The organism is Siphonobacter curvatus (assembly GCF_002943425.1).
GTDB lineage: Bacteria > Bacteroidota > Bacteroidia > Cytophagales > Spirosomataceae > Siphonobacter > Siphonobacter curvatus.
Genome location: NZ_PTRA01000011.1, coordinates 18836 through 44054, shown reverse-complemented (window position 1 = coordinate 44054; position 25219 = coordinate 18836). Strand labels below are relative to the sequence as shown.

Below are 25219 nucleotides of genomic sequence, written 5' to 3'. Positions count from 1 at the left end.
GCTTTGAAATTTGATACGAAATGTACTTTCGTACTTTAGTGTACAACAACACACGGACGACTTGTGCGAGAATTTAAGAATAAAACCTTTACTCAATCGTTGACCGGGCTGATGCACCTGGCATTCTGGGCATTTTTTATGTCCTTGCCATTTCTGCTTCGTTCGCCCCAAAACCCGCCGGGTACGCCCAAGGTAAAGGTACCGGATGAGGTGGTGATTCTATTACAGATGCTCACCATTCCGCTGTTTTACATTAACGCCAATTTTCTCATTCCCCGCGTATTACAGCGTCAGGGCGTATGGTATTACCTCGCCTATATTTTGCTTTCAGTAACGGCAGTTCTGTCCATTAATCTAAGCTTACGCAATTACGTTTTCTTTCCCGAACTTCCTTCCGCCCGTATCACCTTCTACACCCTTTTCCCGGTTTTTTTCATCCTAGCCATTAGCACGATTTATCGGCTACTGAGTGATTATCTCTCGGATCAACAAGAGCGGAAAGAATTGGAAAATGAACGGCTCAAGTCTGAATTAAGTTTTTTGCGCTCGCAGATTAGTCCGCACTTTATGTTTAACGTGCTCAACAGTATCGTATCCCTTTCTCGCAAGAAATCGGATATGGTTGAACCCGTAGTCATTCAACTTTCGGATTTGATGCGGTATATGCTTTACGAGTCGAATGGTTCGCGGGTTTCGTTAGAAAAAGAAATCAAGTACCTCAACAATTACATCGATTTACAGCGAATTCGTTTTGGTAACGATGTAAAGATTCATTTCCACGCGGATAATCAGCTCACGCACCAGCTAATTGAGCCCATGCTGCTAATTCCCTTCGTTGAAAATGCGTTTAAACACGGAGTTGGACTCATTAGTGATCCGGTGATTGAAGTATCACTCGACTCCAAGGATCATACGCTGATCTTTACGGTACGAAACAAGGTAAATCGTCGGTTTAAGGAAGTCAAAGACGGCAGTTCGGGCATTGGTTTGCCGAATGTGAAACGCCGCTTAAGCCTGTTGTACCCCGAATCGCATGAATTGGTTATTGATGAGAATTCGGATTGGTACGAAGTAAAACTTACCCTGCACTTTACCAACGACCATCCCCTCAAAGACCGCTCCTGGAAAGAAGTCGTGAATCACTAGCCGGATTCGTTTTCGAAATGAATCAGTAGTGGATCGAAGTATTTACCTTTGCGGTGTACCCAAAACAAACGAAACCATGATGAACTGCCTCGCCGTTGACGATGAGTCCTTAGCCCTTGACTTACTGGAAGATAACATACGCAAAGTACCTTTTTTGAACTTAGTGAAGCGTTGTAAAAATGCCTTCGAAGCTCAGGAGGTGATGCAACAGCAACCGATTGATCTCTTATTTCTGGATATTCAGATGCCGGGCATCAGCGGTGTACAGTTTGTCCAGAGCATGACGCAGGCTCCGATGGTCATTTTCGTAACGGCTTACGAAGAGTTTGCCTTGGAAGGATTTAACCTCGATGTACTTGATTATTTGCTCAAGCCCGTATCTTTTGAACGTTTTTTAAAAGCAGTCAATAAAGCGTACGAACTCCATAATTTACGTCATCAGGAAACACCAGCGGTAGTCGAGCCTACGCCCGCTCCCGCTCAGGAATACCTGTTTGTCAATGCCGATTATTCGTTAGTAAAAATCCGTATTGCCGATATTCTTTACGTAGAAGGATTAAAGGACTACGTGAAAATTTATCTTGAAGGACAGAGTCGTCCGGTAATTACGCGGTTGACCATGAAAGCCATGGAAGAAAAGTTACCCAGCGGTCCTTTTCTACGCGTTCATAAATCATTCATCATTGCATTTGATAAAATTGAATCGATTCGTAACCTACGAATCAAAATTGGTCAGGTTCATATTCCCATTAGTGAATCGTACGGAGAGGCCTTATTTAAAGCCATCAATGCGGGTAAAGTTGAATGAGTTCGCTTTTGATAAGACTGAAAAAGTTTTCGTCTTATCTCTCTTTTATACGATCTGATCGGCAGAAAATTGAAGGGAGTATATTTCCGATTTTTACGCTAGTAGCTTTCCGCTCAGATTGATTTTTATTTGATTTAGGATTCCGCAGCCTCTTACGGGCGTGCCCTTTTCAAATTCGATTATTCGCTGATTTTCATAGCCCGGCAACTGCTACGAGCAAGAGCCGAAAAAGAAATCCCCTTGTGGGTAGTTTAAGTTTTGGGGTGAGAGTAACCGTCGCTTCTTTGGAGCGACGGTTCTTTTTTGTACCTAACTTACCGCTTTCATACAAACCTTTTTTACGGTATGTCAACGTTTCGGGATCAGGTCGTCTGGATTACGGGAGCCTCTTCAGGCATTGGCGAAGCCTTAGCTCATGCCTTCGCCCGCGAGGGGAGTCGGCTGGTACTTTCAGCCCGGCGAGAAACCGAATTACAGCGGGTAGCTCAGGAGCTGGCCCTGCCCGCCGACCGCATCCGGATTGTGGTGATGGACATGAGTCAGCCGGATACGTTTACGGCTTGCGTTCAGGACGTCATACAAACCTTTGGCCGTATCGATGTTCTGGTACAGAATGCGGGAATTAGTCAGCGGTCACTGGCTCTGGAAAGTTCTATTGATGTTGATCGTCGGCTGATGGAGGTCAATTATTTCGGCGTCGTTGCTCTCACCAAAGCGGTATTACCTACACTACTAGCTCAGAAAAGTGGCCTGATTGTACCCATTTCAAGCATTGCCGGGTACGTCGCAACGCCCATGCGGACGAGTTATGCCGCCTCTAAATTCGCCATCCGCGGCTTCTTTGATTCACTACGGGCCGAAGTCTGGCGGGAAGGACTTTGGGTAACCATCATTTGTCCGGGTTACATCAAAACCGCTATTTCACTTAATGCTCTGAACGGTCGTGGTGAAGCCAATAACCGAATGGACGAAAACCAAGCCCGGGGCATCCCCGCCGATGTATGTGCCAAACGTATCCTAAAAGCCCTCCGCTCCCGAAAACGGGAAGTATACATCGGAGGACTAAAAGAAGTAGCCGGGGCTTATCTTAAACGATACGCACCCGGCCTGTTGTGGTTGATGATTCGTAACTACAAAATTTACTCCTAACGACTGCTGACTTTAGCCGACTTGTGCTGTTCGGCGTAGTCTACGACCAAATGACAGAAAGCCCGAATGCCGAGTTCAAATCCACCTTCGTCAATGTAAAAGTCCGGCGTATGGTGTGGAGCGGTTTGAGCCTGGGATTTGTTAAGCGGAGCTCCGCCCAGGAAGAAAAACAGTCCGGGTACTTTTTGCTGGAAAAAGGAGAAATCTTCGGCTCCGGTTACCGCGGGCGTCAGCAGAACGTTGTCTTTCCCGGCTACTTCCTCCAGCGAACCAACCATCTGATCCGTCAGGGTCGGATCATTGTAGGTAACGGGATACATGACATCAATTTTTACATCCGCTTTGGCTCCCTGACTTTCGGCCGTTTTTTCGGCCACCTGCCGAAGGTTGTCATGAATCACCTTTTGCATCGGAGCATCCAAGTAGCGAATGGTTCCCATCATATTCACTTCTTCGGGAATAATATTCTGCCGAATGCCTCCGTGAATGGCCCCGACCGTGACCACAGCTGCTCCGCTGGTCAGATCCAATTTACGACTAACGATGGTTTGCAGGTTGTTAACGATCTGAGAAGCCGTTACAATCGGATCGATACTTAACCAGGGGTACGCTCCGTGCGATTGTTTCCCTTTTACTTTTACACTGAAGAAATCAACAGCAGCCATGGTACCGCCGGGCCGGTATTTGATCTGCCCAATAGGTGTCTGAGCATTGAGGTGTAAGCCGAAAATGGCATCTACTTTAGGATTTTCCAGTACGCCTTCTTTAATCATCAAAGCCGCTCCGCCTTCTTCGCCCTGCGGAGCTCCTTCTTCGGCGGGTTGGAAAATAAATTTGATGGTTCCTTTCACCTCACTCTTTACCCCGGCCAGTACTTCGGCTACGCCCATCAGAATGGCCACGTGGCCATCGTGACCGCAGGCGTGCATGACCCCCGTTTGCTGGCCGTTGTACTCCGTCGTAACCTTTGATACGAAGGGAACGTCTACACGTTCCGTTACGGGTAAGCCATCCATATCCGCCCGTAAGGCAATGACCGGGCCGGGTTTGCCGCCTTTCAGAATCGCTACGACGCCCGTCTTGGCAACGCCCGTTTTCACATCTAGTCCCAGAGCCTTCAGGTGAGTCGCTATTTTCTCGGACGTACGGAATTCCCGGTTTCCAAGCTCCGGATGTTCGTGAAAATCCCGACGCCAAGTAATCACTTTTTTCTCGATCTCCTTGGCCATCTGGTCCATCCGTTTCTTAACGGGATCTACAGCACCGTGACTCCCAAAAGAGATCAATAACAAAGCGGCCAAAATAGAATTTTTCATAGTTTTCTTCGATCAGAATACGCTTAATTTCAACAGTGAATACAAAATATAATTTCGCCTTACCTGCTTTTTCACCAATGAAATCAGGTATTTACAGGAATTATAACAAAAAAATACATGATTTTTAGTAAAAAAAACACTTTCCTCTTGTTTGGCAAAATAAAGCTTATACTTTTGCAGTCCATTGCAATATTCCTTAACCAAAACTTCATCAACATCATGATTACCTCTTACGTTACGTATACTAAACCAAAGCCGAGTCTTCGCGGCTGTTTGGTCCTCTAATCGTCGTCAGCTCTTTTAGTATTACTCAGGCACTCCTTCGGCTTGAGCAAGGATTCTATTTTCCAAGCTTACCGACAGGAGCTAGGTTGTCCCTCTGGCGATTCCCCGAAAACAATTGATTACCCACTATCTATTCTTAACCAATTCCTTTACAACAATGAAGAGATTTGTACTCTTTCTAAACGTACTGTGGCTAACCGTCGTAACCCTGACGGCCTATGCACAGGACCGGGTGGTGACTGGTGTAGTCACTACTTCTGACGATGGCAGTGTTGTGCCAGGTGTAAGTGTAACGGTGAAAGGAACTTCTCAGGGAGTGACTACGGATGCAAATGGGAAGTATCGCCTGAGTATCCCATCGAGCGGTACGACGCTGGTTTTCAGCTCCATTGGCTTCCAGAAACAGGAAGTTGCCATCAGCTCCAGAAGCGTCATTGATGTACAATTGACCACGGATTCCAATGAACTTTCAGAAGTGGTGGTCATTGGTTATGGTACACAAACCAAACGAGATGCAACGGGTAGTATTGGCTCCGTATCTGGTTCGAAAATTGCTCAATTGCCTAACCAGAGCTTCGAATCAGCACTTGGAGGTCGTACCCCTGGAGTTCAGATTACAGTACCCAGTGGCGTATTGAACGCTCCACCCGTATTCCGGATTCGGGGTACAAACTCGATTTCGTTGAGCTCTTATCCGCTGGTAGTGGTGGATGGTGTCCCTACGTTTACGGGCGACTATAGCTCCACAAATGCTCCCAGTAACCCACTGGCTAGTATCAACCCTAATGATATTGAAAGTATTGACGTAGCGAAAGACGCGGCGGCTACCGCTATTTACGGAAGCCGGGCTGCCAATGGCGTAGTATTCGTCACTACGAAACGCGGTAAATCCGGCAAAGTACGGGTGAACTACGATGGATGGGTAGGCTTCAATAATACGTATCGTCTGCCTTCCATGCTGAATGCCCAGCAATACATTGATTTCAAAACGAGAGCGGTTGCCAACAACCCCACGGCCTCTGCAATCAAATATACCCAAACGAACGACGCGAACGGAAACCCAATCGATACGCGTTGGCAGGATCAGGTGTACCGTCAGGGGGTGTCGCATAGCCACAACCTGAACGTATCCGGGGGTAGTGAAAACACAAACTACTATTTTTCAACGGGTTACACGTCCCAACAGGGTATCATCCGTAAAAACGATTTCGAGCGTCTGAATGCGTTGTTCAACGTCGATAGCAAGCTCAACAAAGTAGTTACGATCGGTGGTAAAATCTCTTATTCCAACGAAAGAAACTTGGCTGCTACGTCTTCTGGTTCCCTCAGTGGCGAAGCGTTCAACACCTCTGGTTTAGGACGTCTGGCTATTGTACTGCCTCCGATCATTGCTCCTTACAACAATGACGGTACCCTCAATATTAACGGAGCAGCGGTTGGTTCTGCAGGTAACATCGCCGGTATTTCTAACCTGTCGTATTACAACCCCGTTGCTTTGCTCAACCTGAACCGTTCGAACTCCGAAAACAGCCACATTCAATCCAACGCCTACATTCAGTTTAATCCGGTGAAAGGACTGACGCTGAAAAGTAGCTACGGTATTGATTACATGCTGATAGATAATGATACATTCTGGTCTCCGGTTACGGGAGATGGCTACTCTTACAATGGCTACGGCACCGGTATTTACGCTAAATACAAAACCTGGTTGTGGACCAACACCGCTCAGTACGACCGCTCGTTTGGCAAGCATAACTTCAGCCTGTTGATTGGTCAGGAACAACAGCGTACAACGTCAAGGGGCTTCGGTCTGAACCGTCAGGGGCTGTCAGATGCTTCGTATACGGAGCTTCAGGCGGGCTGGGTGAATAACAACACGGCAGGTCTGACCTACGGTGAAAATTACCTGCTGTCAGGTTTCGGCCGTTTATCTTACAACTACAAAGAGAAATATTATCTGAGTGGTAACCTTCGTCAGGACGAATACTCCGCTCTTGGTCAGAAAAAAGGTACCTTCTGGGGAGCCTCGGCAGGCTGGGAAATTACGCAGGAGAGCTTCTGGTCAGCCGCTAAACTCGATCGGATTTTCAGCAGCTTCAAGATTCGGGGTAGCTACGGTAAAGTAGGTAATATCGGTGGTATTGGTGATTACAGCCCGTATTCAACGTATACCTCTGGTTATTACGGAGGACTGGCTACGTTAGGTTTTTACAGCGTAGGAAACCCGAATCTGAAATGGGAAACCAGTACGAAAACCGACGTTGGTCTGAACCTGGGTATTCTGAATGACCGTATCACGGCAGAAATCGCGTATTACAAGAATGATATTGACAATTTGATTCTGTACGTAGCTCAGGCTCCTTCGACGGGTTTGCCGACCAGTTCAAACATTGGACCCAACGTAGGTCCTCCGTTGAACGTAGGTGCCATGTACAACAAAGGTCTGGAAGTAGCCCTGAACGCCCGTATCATTAATACGCCGGACTTCCAGTGGAACTCCAACTTTAACATCACGTTCAATAAAAACGAAGTATCGGCCTTAGCTCCGGGAATCAATGTACTGCAAACCGGAACGAGTGGCTCTGAAACGGTCAACCAAACGGCTCCCGGCTATTCACTGGGTTACTTGTGGGTAGTACGTACAGCAGGCGTAGATCCGTCTACGGGTAAGCGTATTTTCCTGAACTCGCAGGGAGACAAAGTTTACTATCAGTACTACGCTCCTTCGGGCCAGTTCAATTACTCGACTACTCCCGATGGACGCACCCGTTACGTAAGCCCAACCGGTGGAACGTCGATTACGCAGGCAGCGGACGGGGTAATGTACGCGAACGTAGTACCGAAGCAGTACGGCGGCTGGGATAACAACTTCAAGTACAAAAACTTCGATTTGGGTGTCATGCTGACGTATCAGTTAGGCTTCAACGTATACTACGGTACGAATGCAGGTCTGCACGATCAGCGTTGGTGGAATAATCACTCAGACGTTCTGACCGATGCCTGGATGCAGGAAGGAGACGCAGGTAAAAAATACGCCCGTCCGGTATACGGTGATAACGTATCCAACGGTTCAGCGATGCCCATGGACATCAACGTCTTCAAAGGTGACTTCCTGAAACTACGTAACCTGACTTTAGGTTATACGCTGCCTTCTTCACTGGCCACGAAACTAAAAATGAACAGCCTGCGGGTATACGCCAGCGGACAAAATCTGGCCATCTGGACGAAGTATCCTGGTCCTGATCCGGAAGTATCTTCGAACGGTAACAGCACTACGGGTCAGGGCGTTGACCGGAACACCGTGGGTAATGCCCGTACCATCACGATTGGACTTAAAGCTGGTTTTTAATTATCAACAGACGAGACTTTCATGAAAAAGCACTTCATATACGCTTCTATTCTTTGCCTGACCGGATTAGGTGCCTGCAATAGAGATTATCTTTCCCCTACACCCGAAACGTCGGTAGCTATTGACGAATCGTTGAGTACGCCCAGCCGGGTTAATACGCAGTTACTCTCCTTATACGCAGCCCTGAAGGCAGGTAACTTCTATGGCGGCCGGTACGTTATTTACGGAGACATTCGGGGGGAAGACTTTATCAACGAAACGTCTAACCTGATTACGGGCTCTGACGTATGGGCTCTCAACGCGACCAACAGTACGACGGCAGTTACGAACCTCTGGTCCTATGCGTACCTGACTATTAACCGGTGTAACCTGTTTATTGATGGTATGAATGCTGGCGGAAGTGCTCTGGTTGGAGCCGAAACGGCTGCTCAGTACCTAGCCGAAGCCAAGTTGATTCGGGCCTTGAGTTACTACAGCCTTTTGCAGTTCTATGCCCGTCCTTATGCCGATAATAAAGGGAATAACCCAGGCTTGCCTTTACGCTTAACGGGGATCTCGACCTCGGGATCGTCCGCTCTGGCCAGAAGTTCGGTAGCCGAAGTATATACGCAAGTGTTAGCTGATTTGAACGAGGCTGAAGCCAACTTGCCTGCTTCGTATTCTCCTGCGGCTACTAATACAACCCGTGCTCACAAAAACACGGCGATTGCGTTGAAAACCCGGGTGTATTTAAGCATGCAGGATTACGCGAAAGTGGTTACGGAAGCGAATAAGATTGTGACGTCCGCCGCTCCGTTTACATCTCCAACGGGTGTAGCTCATGCCTTACAGTCGAACATTACGACGGTATTCACGAACTATACCACCACGGAATCCATCTTCTCGCTACCCATGACGGTTACGGGAGGAGATAATCCAGGAACGCAAAACCAATTGGGGTACTATTTTTCACCTACGGCAGCAAACGGTGGAGTTGGGAACCAGGAGTATTCGCTTAATCCAAGTGGCATTATTGCAAATACGAACTGGAAAGCGAGTGACACCAGACGTTCATTTGTTGCGACTACCAGCAATGGAAAACGATGGCTGACGAAGTACAAAGCCCCCAGCCCGTATACGGATTATGTACCGGTCATTCGTTACGCCGAAGTACTGCTGAACCTAGCCGAAGCCCGCACGCGTACGACAAACAGCGTAGATCCGCAGGCGGTAGCTCTACTTAATGCCGTTCGCAACCGTTCGGATGCAACGACTACATTTACAACGGCAAGTTTTGCCTCAGCTACAGAGCTTATCGATGCCATTCTGCTCGAAAGAAGAATTGAGTTTCTGGGTGAAGGCTTACGCAACAATGATCTGATGCGGTTGTTACAAACCATTCCGGCCAAGGGTACAGTGCCCGCGAAAAGTTCGTCCGAAAATGGATACATCTGGCCTATTTCATCTTCTGAATTAGCCCTGAACCCGCTGGCGAAGGATAACTAATTTACTTCCTATTCCCTTTGATTAAGGCGGCTTGTTCTTCGGAACAGGCCGCCTTTTTTCTTGTTAGTGGCGTCTTCTTTTGCCTGTGAATCTTATTCTTTCTGCCAAGGCGTAAGATCAGGCATATTGTTGATTTATAGTATTAAATACTCAACCCATATTGGAGGAGCAATTTTTGCTTTTTTATGCATTTCTGAAGTCAAGAAACATTGGACAACCTCGGCAGTATCAAAATTTAATTTCTTTAAAAATTTTAAAATATAGTCTGTTTTAAGGTGATCTAGCCATCAGTTTTTCAAAAATTCTGCGTTTAAAGGCTATTTTTTGACATTTTGGAAAAAATCAGCCCTGGCCTTTTTATCCAACTTATAACTACGCAAATAATATTTTACAGAATTTTATTCGGATATATATAGCAAACAGCTAATTTTGTAGCCCCTTTTTAAACGACCTCCTCGTGAAGGCTGATTTTTAAGTACAATAACTCACATCCAAAAACAATAATATAAGTATTTAGTCATTTCTCACTTCATCATTTATTCAAGCTATGCCTAACTACTACACGTTTTCATCTTCGAGAAAGATTCTGCTTTCATCACCCTTTTTTATCTGCTAGCATTCGCTGGATTCTCGGGTAAATAGGGCTCCGCTTCTCTTGTTTTTCTTTTTGTTTATTTCTTAACCAATTCATCCACAACCATGAAGAAACTTATATTCTTCACTTTTCTGATGCTATTCGGGTGGATCGCCCAGGCACAGGATCGCATCGTAACGGGTACCGTTACGGCTTCCGAAGATGGAGCACCCATTCCTGGGGTTACTGTTGTTGTCAAAGGCAGTAACACCGGAACCAATACAGACGCGAAAGGTACCTACCGGTTAACCCTACCTTCGAATGGCACTACCCTGGTATTCAGTGCAGTCGGCTTTGGTCGTAAAGAAGAGGAAATCAATGGCCGAACGACGATTGATGTCGTTCTTCAATCGAGTGTTGAATCGCTGAACGAAGTGGTCGTCACCGCTCAGGGTATCGAAAGAGATACGCGTTCGCTGGGATACGCTACTCAAAATGTAAATGGTTCTGCCTTGGCCCAACGTTCAGAGCCCAACGTTCTCAACACCCTACAAGGTAAGGTAGCCGGGGTTAACATTACGAGTTCTTCGGGAGCTCCGGGTGCTTCTACGAACATCAACATCCGCGGGATTACTTCCTTCAATGGTAGTAACCAGCCGCTCATCGTTGTGGATGGTATCATCTTCAACAATGACGTAGACAACTCCCAGAATACGCTTTTCGGCTCGCAACCTTCTAGCCGTCTTTCTGACATTAGCCCCGAAAGTATCGAGTCTATTAACGTACTGAAAGGCCCTGCTGCTTCGGTATTGTATGGTTCCAGAGCTTCCGCCGGGGTAATTGTGATTACCACGAAAAGCGGAAAAGGCTTAAATGGTAAAACCGAGGTTACGTTTAACTCTTCGGTAAACTGGCAAAATGTAGCCTATCTGCCTAAGTTTCAGAATCAGTACGGACAGGGTACCCAGAACAACTACGTAAACAACAATACGGCTTCCTGGGGACCTGCGTTTGGTACGCCTGGTTTCGAAACGGTACAGAACTTCCGGGGAGAAACGGTTCCCTACCGGGCTTATCCGAACAACATCCGGGATTTTTATAAAACGGGTACCATGTTCCAGAACGCCCTGAATATTGCGGGCGGCGATCAGAACAACAACTTCGCCGCTACGATTTCCAGTACCATTCAGAATGGGGTCGTTCGGGAGAGTGATTTCGACCGTCACAGCGTACAGGTAGGTGGCAACAGCAAGCTGAAGAACGGCATTAAACTGGGTGGAACGATCACGTACGTAAAATCGGCTCAGAAAAATACGCTGATGGGTAATGGCGGTAGTGCCTTTGGGCAGATTACGCGTATTCCCAGAAGTTACGACCTGGTAAACACCCCGTATCTGGATCCCCTCACGGGTGAAGATTTTTACTTCGTGAATGGTCAGAATCACCCCTTGTGGAGCATCCAGAATACTTTCTTTAACAGCAACGTTGACCGGGTTTTCGGTAACCTTTCTGTAGGATACGACATCACCAATTGGTTAAACGTTAGCTACCGGGTTACTGCGGATACGTATACGGACAACAGAAAGCAGGTTCAACGCGTAGGAGCTGCCCGTGCCCCCCAGGGCCAGATTGATGAAGATCTGCGTTTCCGGTCGGAGCTAAACGGTGACCTGTTGATCACCGCCAAGAAAAATGATCTGTTTGTACAAGGCCTGAACGCAAACCTGTTATTAGGACAAAACCTGAATCAACGGTCGTATAGAGAATCAGGGGTTGTTTCGCAATCCTTGGCGATTCCTGGTTTTGATAACGTGGGCGTAGGTTCTGTATTTACCAGTTCCTATGCATCGACCAACCGACGTCGCCTCGTCGGTCATTACGGTCAACTTTCGTTGGATTACAAATCGTATCTGTTCCTGGAATTATCGGGCCGGGTAGATCAGTCTTCTACGTTACCAAAGAATCAAAATGCCTATTTCTATCCTTCAGCTGCCTTAAGTTTTGTGCCGCTTGAAGCATTTAACGTGAAAACGGATGCGGTTTCTTATTTGAAGGTGCGAGGAAACATTGCCCGGGTAGGTCGTGATGCCGATCCGTATCGCTTACAGTCCTTCTTCACTTCGGCGACTTTCGGTAACAACGTAGCGGATATAACCTTCCCTCTGAACGTGGGCGGCACTAGTCTCCCCGGTTTTCAACCCGATGGTCGGATTGGTTCTTCGAACTTAAAGCCTGAGTTTGTGAACTCGTTTGAAGTAGGTTTGAACGTAGGCTTTTTCAATAATCGTCTGGGCGTTGATTTCACGTATTTCAATACCAGAAGTACCAGCCAGATCTTTAACGTAGCGATTTCCAACGCCAGCGGTTATGACACTCGTACGACGAACATCGGCGAAATGCAGAACAAAGGGATTGAGCTACAGCTTTCGGCTACGCCCATTCGTACCTCTTCCTTCAAGTGGGATGTTCTGTTGAACTTCACGCGTATTCGTAATAAAGTGATTGCGATCTCAGAAGGTGTTAATAACTCCAATATTACGGGTAACAGTTTCTCCGGTATTGCTCCTTCAATTGCAGTCGGTTATCCTTATGGCGTAATCATTGGAACGGCCAATGCCCGTACCGAAAGTGGTGAATTACTGATCAACCCCAATACGGGCTTATTTATGCCAGGTATTGCCGGACAAGTAATCTCGAATCCGCAGAAAGACTGGGTAGCTGGTTTAACCAACAACTTCTCTTACAAAGGTTTTACGTTATCCGCACTGGTGGATGTCAACAAAGGAGGACAAATCTATTCCTTCTCTCAGGTAGATATGCGAAATGCCGGCCAGACGGAAATTACTGGTGTTGACCGTAACCAGCCTCGCATTTTACCCGGCGTTATTCGCAATGCGGATGGTACAACCCGTCCGAATAACATTCAGATCTCCGCTCAAAGTTACTGGCAGAGCCTGGGTGGTTTAGCTTCCGAAGGAGCCGTATTTGATGCAACGGCGTATCGTCTTCGGGAGGTTGCTCTGAACTACGCCCTTCCCAGCTCGCTGTTGAGCCGTACGCCTTTTGGCAACATCAGCATTGGCGTCAGTGGCCGGAACCTGTGGATGTACGCTCCTGGTTTCCCCAGCGATCCTGAAATCAATACGCAAGGAGCCGGTAACATTCAAGGTCTAGACCTGAACGGTATTCCTACTACACGCAATTATGGAGTTAACCTTCGTGTAACATTCTAATTCTGTACTTAGATGAAGTTCTCAGCAATACATAAAAAATGGATAAAGGGAGTAACGATGGCCTGCTCGGTGGTCGCTCTTTCTTCCTGCTCGGATTATCTGGACATTAACCAGAACCCTAATAACCCGGTTACCGTACCTCCCGCTACCCTGTTACCCAGTGGACTGGCTGGTTCTGCGTTCTCCAATGCCAATGATCTGAACCGCTTTGCCAGTGTGATCATGAGCGTAACGGCCGGAGCCAACGGTAGCCCCTTTACCTGGGATCGCTACAATACGGATGGATCTGACTTCGGAAACCAGTGGCGATTTGAACTCTACGGTGGTGCTCTGATCAATTATCAGAAACTTATCGAAGTAGCCCAGACGAGCAATTCCAACGCTTATGTTGGCATTGCCAAAATCATGAAAGCGTATACGTTTTCTATCGCAACGGACGTATGGGGTGATGTTCCGTATTCGCAAGCCCTGCAGGGAGATGCCAATACGCAGCCTCGACTGGATACGCAGAAAGAGATTTATCTGGGCGATAACGCCAAGGGCATTCAAAGCCTGTTTGATCTGGTGAAAGAAGGGTTGGCTGATCTGGAAAAAACCAGTAGCACCACGCCTGGTAGCGACGACATCGTTTATGGCGGTACGATCGCTAACTGGAAAAAAGCTGGTAATACTTTGTTATTGAAGCTTGCTCTGCAAATCAGTAGCGTAGAGCCCGCGAAGGCGAAATCAATCATTGATGAAGTCATTCAAGGCAATAACTACATTACAACGAATGCTCAGAACCTGGCCGTGAATTTCGGGTCGCAGGTAGGTAGTCAAAGTCCGATTTACACCTACACGTACAACTCTTCCTTCAGTACGGATCAGTTAATCAGTACCCGGTTTGTAACGTTGCTGCAAGGGCTGAAAGACCCCCGTCTTCCATTATTCGTAACCCGGCCTACCGGCAACTACGTGACCATTGATAACGGTTTTGCCGGTACCCCTCCAGCTGCGGCGAACCGCTCCATGTTCAGCTCGTACGTAACGGGTGAAAACGGAGAAGGTCCGGTTCGATTAATTACCAACTGGCAGCGTGCCTTCATCTTAGCCGAATCTGCTATCCGCTTAGGCACGGCAGGCGATGCTCAGAAACTGTACGAAGAAGGCATTCGGACTTCTATGTCATCGGCTGGTATTTCTGACGCGGACATCAATGCTTATTTCACGGCGAACCCTACGATCGTAACGTTAGCGGGTAGTAACGAAGAGAAGATCAAACAGATCATTACCCAGAAGTATATTTCGTTGTACGGCAATGGTCTTGAGCAGTGGAATGACTGGCGGAGAACGGGTTACCCTACGTTAGCTCAGCACCAGAACGCGGTTGGCGTGGATGGAACGCGTCCGGTTCGGGCTCGTTACATTGATCAGGAAATTGCCAGAAACCCTAATTTCCCGAACAACATACTTCAGAACGTACGGGTTTGGTGGGATGTGAACTAAACACACTTCTAATTATCGACACAGATGAAAAACATATTTCTTTTAATGATCCTGTGCTTTCCCATCCTGCTTACGTCTTGTAAGGATGATTTTGGCACGTTTTACGAGGACAACAGACCAGCGGTACCCGTAACGTTCCCTGGTACGACTACCTACGGATTCAATCCCTACATCACGAAGTCCGTTAAGGATTCTACTTCGGCCATTGAGTTCACGCTGTCTATCCCAGAAAGTAGCGGACGTACCATCAAGGAAATCACCCGGGTTTCGGCTGGCAGCAGTAGCATTAACGCGGGTTCAGTAGCGACCGCTACGTACATTGCCCAACCCATTGCGGGCAATGGAACTTCGGTTAAATTCACCACGACGCTGGTTGAATTTAAATCCAAATCAGCTGCTAATGCTCGTCTCGTCACGGCCAACGGTGAAATCGCCTTCATGTTCTTAGTCACACTAGACAATGGCGAAACGATTATTCCCGTACAGGTACGCGTACGACTAACGGCGTAGTACACCAGAATGAAAAGAGCCTCCGGAATACCGGAGGCTCTTTTTTTATGGACCGTGAGTAGAGTTAACTTTCAATTGCCTGCGTCAAATCTTCAATCAAATCCTCCACATCTTCGATTCCTACGCTTAACCGAATCAGCGTATCCTTGAGCCCTGACTTTTCGCGTTCGGACTTGGGAATACTAGCGTGCGTCATGCTCGCTGGGTGTGTACAGAGCGATTCCACACCACCGAGCGATTCGCCCAGCGAAAAAACCTTAAAGCTCGACATGACCCGAACGGCTTCTTCGTAATCATCACCCTTAAGTTCGAAGGAGAGCATTCCCCCGAAATCCCGCATCTGTTCCGCCGCCAGTGCATGACCCGGGTGCGTAGCCAAGCCGGGGTAGTACACCTTGCCAACCTTCGGATGATTGTTTAGAAACTCCGCTACCTGCCGGGCGTTTTCGCAGTGCTGTTTCATGCGAATGTGTAACGTTTTGATTCCCCGCAATACCAGAAAACAATCCTGTGGACCAGGTACGGCTCCGCAGGCATTCTGAATAAATCGTAGACGAGCGGCCAGCTCATCGTCATTGAGCATCAATGCTCCCATCACGGTATCGGAGTGTCCGCCGAGGTATTTCGTCACGGAATGCATGACAATATCGGCTCCGAGATCCAGCGGATTTTGCAGGTAGGGCGAGGCGAATGTATTATCCACCACCGTAAGAATGCCGCGACTACGAGCCTGAGCAGCCAGGGAACGAATATCTAAAATACGCAGCAGTGGATTTGTCGGTGTTTCCAGCCAGAGCATTTTGGTCTGCTCGGTGAAAGCCGTTTCAACGGCGGCCGGGTCACTTAAGTCAATGAATTTGAATTTTAGCCCAAAGTCTTCGAACACGCGTACAAAAATCCGGTACGTTCCTCCGTATAAATCGTTCGTCGCCACAATTTCATCGCCGGGCTTGAATAGCTTCAGTAAGGCATCCGTGGCGGCCAGTCCCGAAGCGTAGCAAATGCCGTGTTGAGCATTTTCCAGGGCTGCCAGAGCGTTCTGAAGGGCCGTTCGGGTGGGATTATGCGTTCGGGAGTACTCGTACCCTTTATGCACCCCCGGAGCCTGCTGTACGTACGTGGAAGTTTGGTAAATAGGTGTCATGATGGCTCCCGTAGACGGGTCCGGTTCAACGCCCGCATGAATAGCTTTCGTGGCAAAACGCATAACAATCGAAGTTTTAAACGTGTCACAGCGTACGTTAGCCGACCCAACGTTCAGCTAACGATTTGTGCATCCTTCTCTAGCGAAGTGACTGCGAGGTTAAGCAATCTTTTTCAGATCGATTCAGAAATCAGGTAATTCTTTTTACTTACCCTTTCTTAAGATCAACCTTTATGAAACCTTACGTTCTGTTTATTCTACTTCTCTGTAGCTTTTCTGACAGTGTGAGCCAACACTTGAAAGCTGGTTTTGATTCCAACGAATACCGTGACATGCTGGGGCTGTTTATGCAGCAGGTGGATACGGCCAAATCCGACCTGATTCCAATTCCCACGCAGTATAAACGGCTCTACCGTAGTCCTGAATACGAACTCAAAAACCTCTGGGAACTTTGGCAACGCACGGACGGCGTCGCGGTAATTTGTATTCGGGGAACGGTACAGGCGACCCCCAGCTGGCTTGAAAACTTCTACGCTGCCATGGTTCCGGCTACGGGCGAACTGGATCTGGGTAGCGGGAGAACATTCCGTTATCAACTGGCCCAGGATTCTAAAGCCACAGTACACGTCGGCTGGACGCTGGGTTTAGCGGATTTGGCTCCGACCATCGTAGAAAAGGTACGGGAACTTTACGGCAAGGGCACCCGCGAATTTCTGATTATGGGTCATAGTCAGGGTGGGGCACTGGCTTACCTGACCCGTTCGTACCTGGCGGATCTGGTGCGACGCCAGGAGCTTCCCGGTGATCTGGTCTTCAAAACGTACTGTAGTGCCGCTCCCAAACCAGGTAATCTGTATTATGCCTATGATTATGAGTTTCTCACGCGGGATGGCTGGAGTCATACGGTGTTGAATGCCGCCGATTGGGTACCCGAAACGCCCTTTTCGATTCAGACGCTCCGGGATTTTAATCCGGTCAACCCGTTTAAAGACGTTAAACCAGCCCTTAAAAAACAGCCCTTTTTGATCCGAATTTTTGCGAGACGCATTTATAACCGGATGGACCGAGCGACGCGTACAGCCGAAAAACGTTTCCGGAAAACCCTTGGGAAAATGGTGTATTCACAGGTGAAGAAGTACAAACCCAACCTGCCGCAACCTACCTATGCCGCTGTGAATAATTACATGCGGGCTGGTTCGCCCATCATCCTGCAACCGAATGATGCGTATCGAAAACGTTTTCCCGAAGATGGCAAGAACGTATTCGTGCACCATTTGCTGACACCCTATTACTTTTTAGTGGATACGTACTATCCGAAAAAATGACCGGGTAGGGGCAATGCGGCGGATCAAACTGTTTTTGCCCTTACTTTCCACTTGATGCCATGCGAGAGGCCTGGCAAGCCCGGTAGGCTGTACCTACCAACGTTTACGTCCTGCTAACGTTAGTGAGTTACTAAAAACGGGAAGACTGAGTATAGGGCTCCAAAAGGGTAAATACATTTAAACCATTGGCACCCGTTTCCTTTCCAACCAAACATCCCAACCCCGAAGGAGTTCAATTATACATAGCCCCGTATGCAAGGCAGGGTATCAAGGTATGCGGCTCCATCAAAAACTAAAAACCGCTGATCTGAATGGACTCAGATCAGCGGTTCTTTTTACTAGCCTAACCTTGCTTAGGCCTCCGTAAGCATATAAAATTCGTAACAGAACGGATCGAACAAATCCAGTAGTTGGCTGATAAAGGCCGGATTGGCTAGGTAAAAATTCAGGAAGTTATCCGTACGTTCCTGTAGACCGCCGCCCGGAAACAAATACGCTTTCAATTCACTCAAATGCCGTACCCCCGTTTCCTGCTTCTGAGCCTCTGAAGCAACCAACCGGCGGTCTAACCGGTCGGCCCAGTTTCTAAGCTTTTGAGCTTCCGCTTTGATGTGCCCGTCCAGCGTCGGATTGACTTGTACGGCTTTTGTTCGCATCGCTTCCAGAGCATCCAGCATCTGTTGAAGATCTGGCTGAATATCTAGGGAGTAAGCCGCGTGTTTTTCTACGTACTGCCGGCGTAACGTTGCTTCATCTTCGAAGAGTTCTTCTGGCGTCAGGCTCAGATTCTGAATCCGCCGCTGCGTAGCCTGACTAATAATCATGGCAAAATTACGCGGCATCAGGATGGGGTAGGGAATCTGGTAGTGATCAAATACGGGCTTGAGTTGCAACCAGTACGCCAACTCTCCCGGCCCACCGAGGTACGCCAGATTGGGCAAAATCACCTCCTGATATACGGGCCGCAGAATAACGTTCGGACTAAATACTTCCGGCGACTGATCTAATAATTGCTGAATTTTATCCTGCTTGAAAGTCAATCGCGTATCATTAACCCGAACCCCGTTTTCATCCGGCACCAGACGTTCGCGAATCCCTTCGTTCAAATAAAAGAAGTTGATTTCGCGGGGCGTGACCTGTTGCTTATAGCCCAGAGCTTCCAGTTTTTCAGAAGCTTCCTGAACGAGTTTAAACGCCGTATGATTGAAGAGATCATCTTCAATTACGGGACGGAATTCGGCTTTCAATTCCCGATCATCCGCATCAATACAGATTAATCCTTCGGCTCCCAGTAATTCGTGGATGTAATAGCGGACCGCGTCAGCCAGAGTATTATGCTGGAGGTATGCTTGCTCAAAGAGGGGCAGTCGTTCGGGAATTTCCTTGAACAGAGTCGCCAGCTCCTTGGGATTCATCCGACCCACGGCTCCTTTTTGTTGCGTATGCCAGATATGGGTTTTCCCCGAAAGCCGAAAATGATTGATTTCCTCAAAATCGTGATCTTCCGTAGCCATCCAGTACATGGGTACGAACGTATACTCCGGAAACTCCTGTTTCAGTCGCCGGGCCAGATTGATGGCCGTTACTAACTTGAAAATAACGTATAACGGTCCCGTAAAAATATTCAACTGGTGACCAGAGGTTACCGTAAATGTCTTTTCATCCAGTAAAACCCGAAAATCAGGCTTGGAATCGAGTTCTGCGTATTGTTTTTCGAGCACCGAAACCAGCGTCTGCCGCTTCTTTACGTCGAATTTCTTTTGCTCAATCTGCTTTCTAAATCCTACTAAATCAGGGAATTCACCGTAAAGAGGTTTTAAATTTTCCTGACCGGAAATAAACGCTTGAAATAACGAAGAAAACTGCCGCGTATGGGCCAAAGGAATACAGCTAACCTGCATAATACCGGGATTTGGAGCCCGAAGTTCGTAAAACGGGACTGGCAAACAAACTCGTTCGCCAACGGCTTAGTTCAAAAGGTGGTGAAAGTTTAGTCAGAGGGGGAGAGCAGAGGCTGATTAGAGGACGTTTCAGGTTTGATTCGTTTGAAAAGATTTCGAGTTTGATGGCTGTTTAAGCTCGGTTGACTGAAGGTTGAAAACCATCAGCCGTATCAAAAAAGCAAAGGTTTGAACAGGCGTTTTCAAACCCCATTCAAACCTTTTCAAACTTGAGACTCACTCAAACCTTAAACGCCAATCAAACCCTACACCAACTCCCCGTAAAGATCAAATTCTTCCGCTGACGTAATGCGTACCTGAGCAAAATCACCCTGACGTACGTACTGGTTAGCAGCGACGAGTACTTCGTTGTCTACTTCAGGAGAATCGAATTCGGTACGTCCAATAAAATAACCGCCCTCTTTCCGATCAAACAGTACTTTATAGATCTGACCGATTTTGGCCTGGTTCAACTCCAGGGAAATGCCCTGTTGTAATTCCATGATGTCATCGGCCCGTTGCTGTTTTTCTTCCGCCGGTACGCTGTCTTCCATCGTTGCCGAGTGCGTCTGATCTTCGTGCGAGTACTGGAACACCCCCAAGCGATCGAAGCGTGTGTTCTCCACAAAGCGGTACGTTTCTTCGAACAGTTCTTCCGTCTCCCCGGGGTGGCCCACAATCAGCGTGGTACGCAAGGCAATGCCGGGCACTTTGTCGCGGATGGTATGGATGAGTTCTTCGGTTTTTTCCCGCGTAATGCCCCGCCGCATCAGTTTCAGCAACTCCGTCGAGCCCGTTTGCAGGGGCATATCCAGGTATTTACAGATGTTAGGCTTGGCGTTCATGACGTCGAGCACGTCCATCGGGAAACCAGAAGGGTACGCATATTGCAGGCGAATCCAGTCGATGCCTTCAACGTCCGAAAGACGGTCGATCAGCTCGGCCAGGTTTCGCTTTTTGTAAATATCCAGACCGTAATAGGTCAGGTCCTGAGCCAGCAAAATCAGCTCTTTGGTACCCCGCCGAGCCAGCGATTTGACTTCGGTTTCCAGATCTTCAATTGTACGGGAAACGTGATTGCCCCGCATCAGCGGAATGGCACAGAAGCTACAGGGACGGTCGCAACCTTCCGCAATTTTCAGGTAGGCGTAATGAGCGGGTGTAGTCAGTAAGCGTTCGCCCACAAGTTCGTGCTTGTAGTCGGCCTTCAGCGTCTTGAGCAGGCGGGGCATTTCATTACTGCCAAACCAAGCGTCTACTTCCGGAATTTCGACTTCCAGCTCGTCCTTATACCGTTGCGACAGACAGCCCGTTACGTACACTTTCTCCACCATACCTTCGGCCTTGGCGTCTACGTAGCGAAGAATGGTATCGATGGATTCCTGCTTGGCATTGTCGATGAAGCCGCAGGTATTGATCACTACAATCTGGGAATCGTCCCGCTCGGATTCGTGAGCTACTGCGTAGCCATTACCCTTGAGCTGCGTGAACAGGTTTTCGGAATCAACCAGGTTCTTGGAACAGCCCAGCGTAACGATGTTTACTTTATTCTTGCGTAATGTCTTGGTTTTCATGCGAATGGAAACAAGTCTTTAAAACCGGAAACCAGAACGAAGGCCGTCATCTTCTGTCTCCGGTTTCTTGCTTCTGAACTCTAAAAAACGGCTGCGTAATTAATTTCAAATTGAATCTCTTCGTATTTCCCTTTTCGAACGGTTACTGGAAAAATATTTCCCTGTCCATCCGTAAGGTTCGCCCATAAGCCCTGCGGCTCCTTGGTAAACAGCGAGTAGCGGCCCGGGGCAAGCTTGACTTTAAAGCGACCGCTGGCATCGGTAACTACTTTCCTGACCCGTTTGGTTCGGATGTTCCGGTAAAAACCTTCCTGCTGTTCGGCCTGGTTCTGATTCGTCAGCTGATAAATCCAGACTTCCCGCTTTACGCCCTTGGCCGCCGATGCCGGCCGGTCGGGCGAGGGCATTTGGTTACCAGATTTCCAGATGACCTGTCCCCGAATCCCCGAGGTCAGGCGGGTGGTTTGAGCCTGATTTTGAAAAACGAGGCACAAAAGTACGCATAATATCAGTAACCTTCTCATATCCAGTCGCATAAAAAAGCGGACGTCATTTGGCGTCCGCTTTACAAACGTAAAAATTTCGCTAAAAATTTACCCCAGCACCTCTTTTACCAGTTCGGGAATATTTAACCCATCAAACGTACCGGATGACATCAGCAGCAAGTTAGATTCGTTCCACTGCTGACTCAACAAAAATTCTTTTAACGCCTGATTGTCCGTAAACACTTTCAGAGCTGGATTTCCAAAGGCTTCAATAATGTCTTCGGGTGAAATCGGCGTCAGTTTTTTGTGTTCAATCGTATGCGGACTGTAGTACACCGCGGCCACATCCGGCGTATTGAACTTGCCTTTGTACTGCGGCAAAAAGTACTTATTCAAACTACTGAACGTGTGTAATTCCACCACTGCGACCAATTTGCGTTCGGGAAACTGACTTTTCACCGCTGTAGACGTAGCTTCTAGTTTAGACGGAGCGTGAGCAAAATCCCGGAAAATAACCGTCTGCTCGTTCTCACCTACTCGCTCCAGCCGATTCGCGGCACCCGTGAATGACTGAATGGCTTCGTAGAACATGAAGTCTTCCACGCCCAGTTTCTCCAGTACGATTCGGGCTCCGTTCAAGTTTTTCATGTTATGCCCACCGAAGATTTTCAGCGGCACTTCTTCCCCGTTCGGTTTAAGTAGATACGTCAAACCATCACGAATTACGTGGGGGTGTTGGCCATAGCCAAAGGGTTGTACATCAGGACGTTCTTTTTTGCAGATGACCGATATTACATCATCTGTATCATCGTAGATAAGCATGCCGCCTTTGGGGGAATCTTCGGCCAACAGTTCAAACTGACGAACGTATTCCTCAAATTCCGGATACACATTGATATGGTCCCAAGCAATTCCCGAAATCAGGGTAATGTGGGGATGATAATGCAGGAATTTCGGCTGCCGGTCAATGGGTGAAGAAAAATACTCATCGCCCTCAATCACAATCACCGGAGCGTCGTCGGAAAGTTTGACCATAGTATCAAACCCCGCTACCCGGGCTCCTACCAGATAATCAAACTTCCGGTTGAAAAACTTCAGTACGTGCAGAATAATGGCCGTAGTCGTCGTTTTTCCGTGACTACCCGCAATAACCACCCGTTGTTTATTCAAACTTTGCTGATAGACAAACTCTGGGTAGGAGTAGACTCGAATGCCCAGCTCCTGAGCCTTTAATAGCTCGGGATTGTCGGCCCGGGCGTGCATGCCGAGAATAACGGCATCGAGTTCTGGCGTAATTTTTTCGGGAAACCAACCCATCTGATCCGGTAAAAGGCCCGCCTGTTGCAGACGCGATTGGGCCGGTTCATAAATTTCATCGTCCGATCCCGTTACGAGGATTCCTTTCTGATGCAACACGAGAGCCAGGTTGTGCATGGCTGCTCCACCGATCGCAATAAAGTGAATGCGTTGAGACGGGGTTATTTCACTGGATAAAGTCATTCAAAATCAGCTTTTAAAATTTTACTTTCCTGGCTCCTTTCGTTGAAAAGCCAATCTTAGGGCCACGGACAAAAAAAATGACCGAGCCTGCAATTATTGCGACGGTTTTTCGGTTGCAAAGGTTATAATTTCCGTGCAATTTCGCACGCTTGTTTTCAATCGGTCTTTGCAGGCGTAGGTCTTTAAAGCCGCGTGAGTTCAAGTTTTTCGATCTAATTCACCTTTTAAAATGTATTTCCGTCCCAAAGGATGAAAAACTACATTGATCTTATTGAGCAAACCTTTGAATTCCCAACCCGGGAATTCGGTGTGGACGAGAAGAACACGCTACTCTTCAATAATGTCCCGCTGATGGATATTATTCGTCAGTATGGTACGCCGCTCAAACTTACGTACCTGCCTAAAATCGAAGAGCATATCGAGCACGCCCGGTTGCTGTTTCGGAACGCCATGAAGAAATTCAATTACAAGGGCAGCTATACGTATTGTTATTGTACGAAATCTTCGCACTTCCATTTCATTCTGGAAGAAGTGCTGAGTAATAACTGTCACTTAGAAACCTCTTCAGCGTACGACATCGCCATTATCCGGGAACTGTACCGGCAGGAGAAGCTGACGAAGAATACGTTCATCATCTGTAACGGTTATAAACTTCCACAGTACCAAAAATACATCACCAACCTGATCAATGATGGGTTCAACTGTATTCCCGTACTCGATAACCTGAAAGAAATTGATTACTACATCGAAAATACGCACACCGAGGCCGTAAACCTGGCCATTCGGATTGCTACGGATGAAGAACCCAATTTCTCGTTTTATACGTCACGTCTGGGAATCCGGTATTCGGATATCATGGATTTGTACAAAGATAAAATCCAGCCTAATCCGAAGCTGAAGCTAAAAATGCTTCACTTTTTCATCAATTCCGGTATTAAAGATAACGCCTATTACTGGTCGGAATTGACTCGCTTTATGTTCAAATACTGCGAGATGAAAAAGGTATGTCCCGACCTGGACTCGATCGACATTGGCGGTGGACTACCCATCCAAACCTCGGTATTCTTTAAGTACGATTACCAGGCCATGATCGACGAAATCATTGAAAATATTCAGTGGATTTGTAACAAGAATAACGTACCGGTTCCGAATATTTTCACTGAATTTGGTAGTTATACCGTCGGCGAAAGTGGAGCGGTGATTTACAAAGTCATCGACAAAAAACAGCAAAACGACCGTGAGCTGTGGTACATGATTGACGGTAGCTTCATTACGCAACTACCTGATTCATGGGGTATTGGTCAGAAATACATCATGTTGCCGGTGAACAACTGGGATTCGCCCTACGAAAAAGTGAACCTCGGGGGATTAACCTGCGACTCGCAGGATTTCTATAACACCGAAGCTCATTCGGAAGATTTGTACGTACCTAGTTTCGATATTGACAAAGAGGATCAGTACATCGGCTTTTTCCATACCGGAGCGTACCAGGAATCATTGGGTGGCTACGGCGGTATTCAGCACTGCCTGATTCCAGCCCCCAAACACGTCATTGTAGACCTGGACGAAGATGGCAACATCACCAGCCGTTTGTTTGCTCCCCAGCAAACGCACGAAAGTATGCTACAGATTTTGGGCTATGGCTTGAAGCCGAAGGAAGGCATTGCCGAATCCGCTGAAATGCAGGCTCGGGCCCAGGAAAATCCGGAACTGGTCGAGCAACAGGAAAAATAGGAAAATGATACGGCAGGAAACCCGGAAACGATTCCTGCCGTATTTATTCAAAATAATTTGTAACTTGCTGAGGTTTAAGCATTCACAAACGTATTTATCCGCATCCAATTCCATGAAAAAATCCGCTTACCTGCTGGTTCTTCTAACACTTGTATCGCTGGCCTCGTGTGCTCGTAA

Annotated in this window: 16 protein-coding genes; 10 read left to right on the top strand and 6 right to left on the bottom strand. The window is 47.7% G+C overall.

Annotated elements, in window-relative coordinates:
- Positions 1-138 precede the first annotated feature (138 nt).
- The 3 genes from C5O19_RS25405 (at position 139) to C5O19_RS25395 (ending at position 3103) form a co-directional block, all read left to right on the top strand.
- A complete protein-coding gene (locus tag C5O19_RS25405; RefSeq protein WP_165796131.1) occupies positions 139-1146 on the top strand; it encodes a sensor histidine kinase in 1008 nt (335 codons plus the stop codon).
- Positions 1147-1222: 76 nt separating this feature from the next.
- Complete coding sequence (locus C5O19_RS25400) at positions 1223-1954, top strand: LytR/AlgR family response regulator transcription factor (protein ID WP_317046544.1); 732 nt, start codon at positions 1223-1225, stop codon at positions 1952-1954.
- 345 nt (positions 1955-2299) lie between these two features.
- Positions 2300-3103, top strand: coding sequence for an SDR family oxidoreductase (locus tag C5O19_RS25395; protein WP_104716177.1), 804 nt, complete (start codon positions 2300-2302; stop codon positions 3101-3103).
- Here C5O19_RS25395 and C5O19_RS25390 read toward each other — a convergent pair.
- A complete protein-coding gene (locus tag C5O19_RS25390) occupies positions 3100-4419 on the bottom strand; it encodes an amidohydrolase (protein ID WP_104716176.1) in 1320 nt (439 codons plus the stop codon). The two genes, C5O19_RS25395 and C5O19_RS25390, sit on opposite strands and share 4 nt — an antisense overlap.
- 442 nt (positions 4420-4861) lie before the next feature.
- Here C5O19_RS25390 and C5O19_RS25385 point away from each other — a divergent pair, with 442 nt between their 5' ends.
- The 5 genes from C5O19_RS25385 to C5O19_RS25365 all read left to right on the top strand — a co-directional run bounded on the left by C5O19_RS25385 (position 4862) and on the right by C5O19_RS25365 (position 15340).
- Positions 4862-8053: a SusC/RagA family TonB-linked outer membrane protein gene (locus C5O19_RS25385; protein ID WP_104716175.1), complete on the top strand. Its 3192-nt coding sequence runs from the start codon at positions 4862-4864 to the stop codon at positions 8051-8053.
- 21 nt (positions 8054-8074) lie between these two features.
- On the top strand, positions 8075-9538 hold the full coding sequence (locus C5O19_RS25380) for a RagB/SusD family nutrient uptake outer membrane protein (RefSeq protein WP_104716174.1): 1464 nt from the start codon (positions 8075-8077) through the stop codon (positions 9536-9538).
- A gap of 699 nt (positions 9539-10237) precedes the next feature.
- Entirely contained in the window at positions 10238-13345 is a 3108-nt protein-coding gene (locus C5O19_RS25375) for a SusC/RagA family TonB-linked outer membrane protein (RefSeq protein ID WP_104716173.1), read from the top strand.
- A gap of 57 nt (positions 13346-13402) precedes the next feature.
- On the top strand, positions 13403-14830 hold the full coding sequence (locus C5O19_RS25370) for a SusD/RagB family nutrient-binding outer membrane lipoprotein (RefSeq protein WP_243406516.1): 1428 nt from the start codon (positions 13403-13405) through the stop codon (positions 14828-14830).
- 45 nt (positions 14831-14875) lie between these two features.
- On the top strand, positions 14876-15340 hold the full coding sequence (locus tag C5O19_RS25365; protein ID WP_243406515.1) for a hypothetical protein: 465 nt from the start codon (positions 14876-14878) through the stop codon (positions 15338-15340).
- Positions 15341-15404: 64 nt separating this feature from the next.
- On the opposite strand, the gene C5O19_RS25360 is transcribed toward C5O19_RS25365, so the two are convergent.
- Positions 15405-16547: a cystathionine gamma-synthase gene (locus C5O19_RS25360; RefSeq protein ID WP_104716170.1), complete on the bottom strand. Its 1143-nt coding sequence runs from the start codon at positions 16545-16547 to the stop codon at positions 15405-15407.
- A 170-nt stretch (positions 16548-16717) separates the two neighbouring features.
- Between C5O19_RS25360 and C5O19_RS25355 the strand changes: the two genes are divergently transcribed.
- On the top strand, positions 16718-17809 hold the full coding sequence (locus C5O19_RS25355; protein WP_104716169.1) for a lipase family protein: 1092 nt from the start codon (positions 16718-16720) through the stop codon (positions 17807-17809).
- 353 nt (positions 17810-18162) lie between these two features.
- Here the strand turns inward: C5O19_RS25355 and bshC are convergent, their stop codons facing one another.
- From bshC to C5O19_RS25335, 4 genes are all read right to left on the bottom strand, one after another.
- Positions 18163-19710 carry a bacillithiol biosynthesis cysteine-adding enzyme BshC gene (bshC, locus tag C5O19_RS25350; RefSeq protein WP_104716168.1) on the bottom strand — a complete coding sequence of 516 codons (1548 nt, stop codon included), beginning with the start codon at positions 19708-19710 and terminating at the stop codon, positions 18163-18165.
- 305 nt (positions 19711-20015) lie between these two features.
- Entirely contained in the window at positions 20016-21323 is a 1308-nt protein-coding gene (gene rimO / locus C5O19_RS25345; protein ID WP_094811154.1) for a 30S ribosomal protein S12 methylthiotransferase RimO, read from the bottom strand.
- Between the two features lie 80 nt (positions 21324-21403).
- Positions 21404-21817, bottom strand: coding sequence for a carboxypeptidase-like regulatory domain-containing protein (locus C5O19_RS25340; protein WP_233207854.1), 414 nt, complete (start codon positions 21815-21817; stop codon positions 21404-21406).
- A 99-nt stretch (positions 21818-21916) separates the two neighbouring features.
- Positions 21917-23308, bottom strand: a complete 1392-nt coding sequence (locus C5O19_RS25335) for a UDP-N-acetylmuramate--L-alanine ligase (protein WP_104716167.1) — start codon at positions 23306-23308, stop codon at positions 21917-21919.
- A 249-nt stretch (positions 23309-23557) separates the two neighbouring features.
- Between C5O19_RS25335 and C5O19_RS25330 the strand changes: the two genes are divergently transcribed.
- Positions 23558-25042 (top strand): type III PLP-dependent enzyme domain-containing protein, encoded by a 1485-nt coding sequence (locus C5O19_RS25330; protein WP_104716166.1) that lies wholly within the window; start codon positions 23558-23560, stop codon positions 25040-25042.
- Positions 25043-25219: the final 177 nt, after the last annotated feature.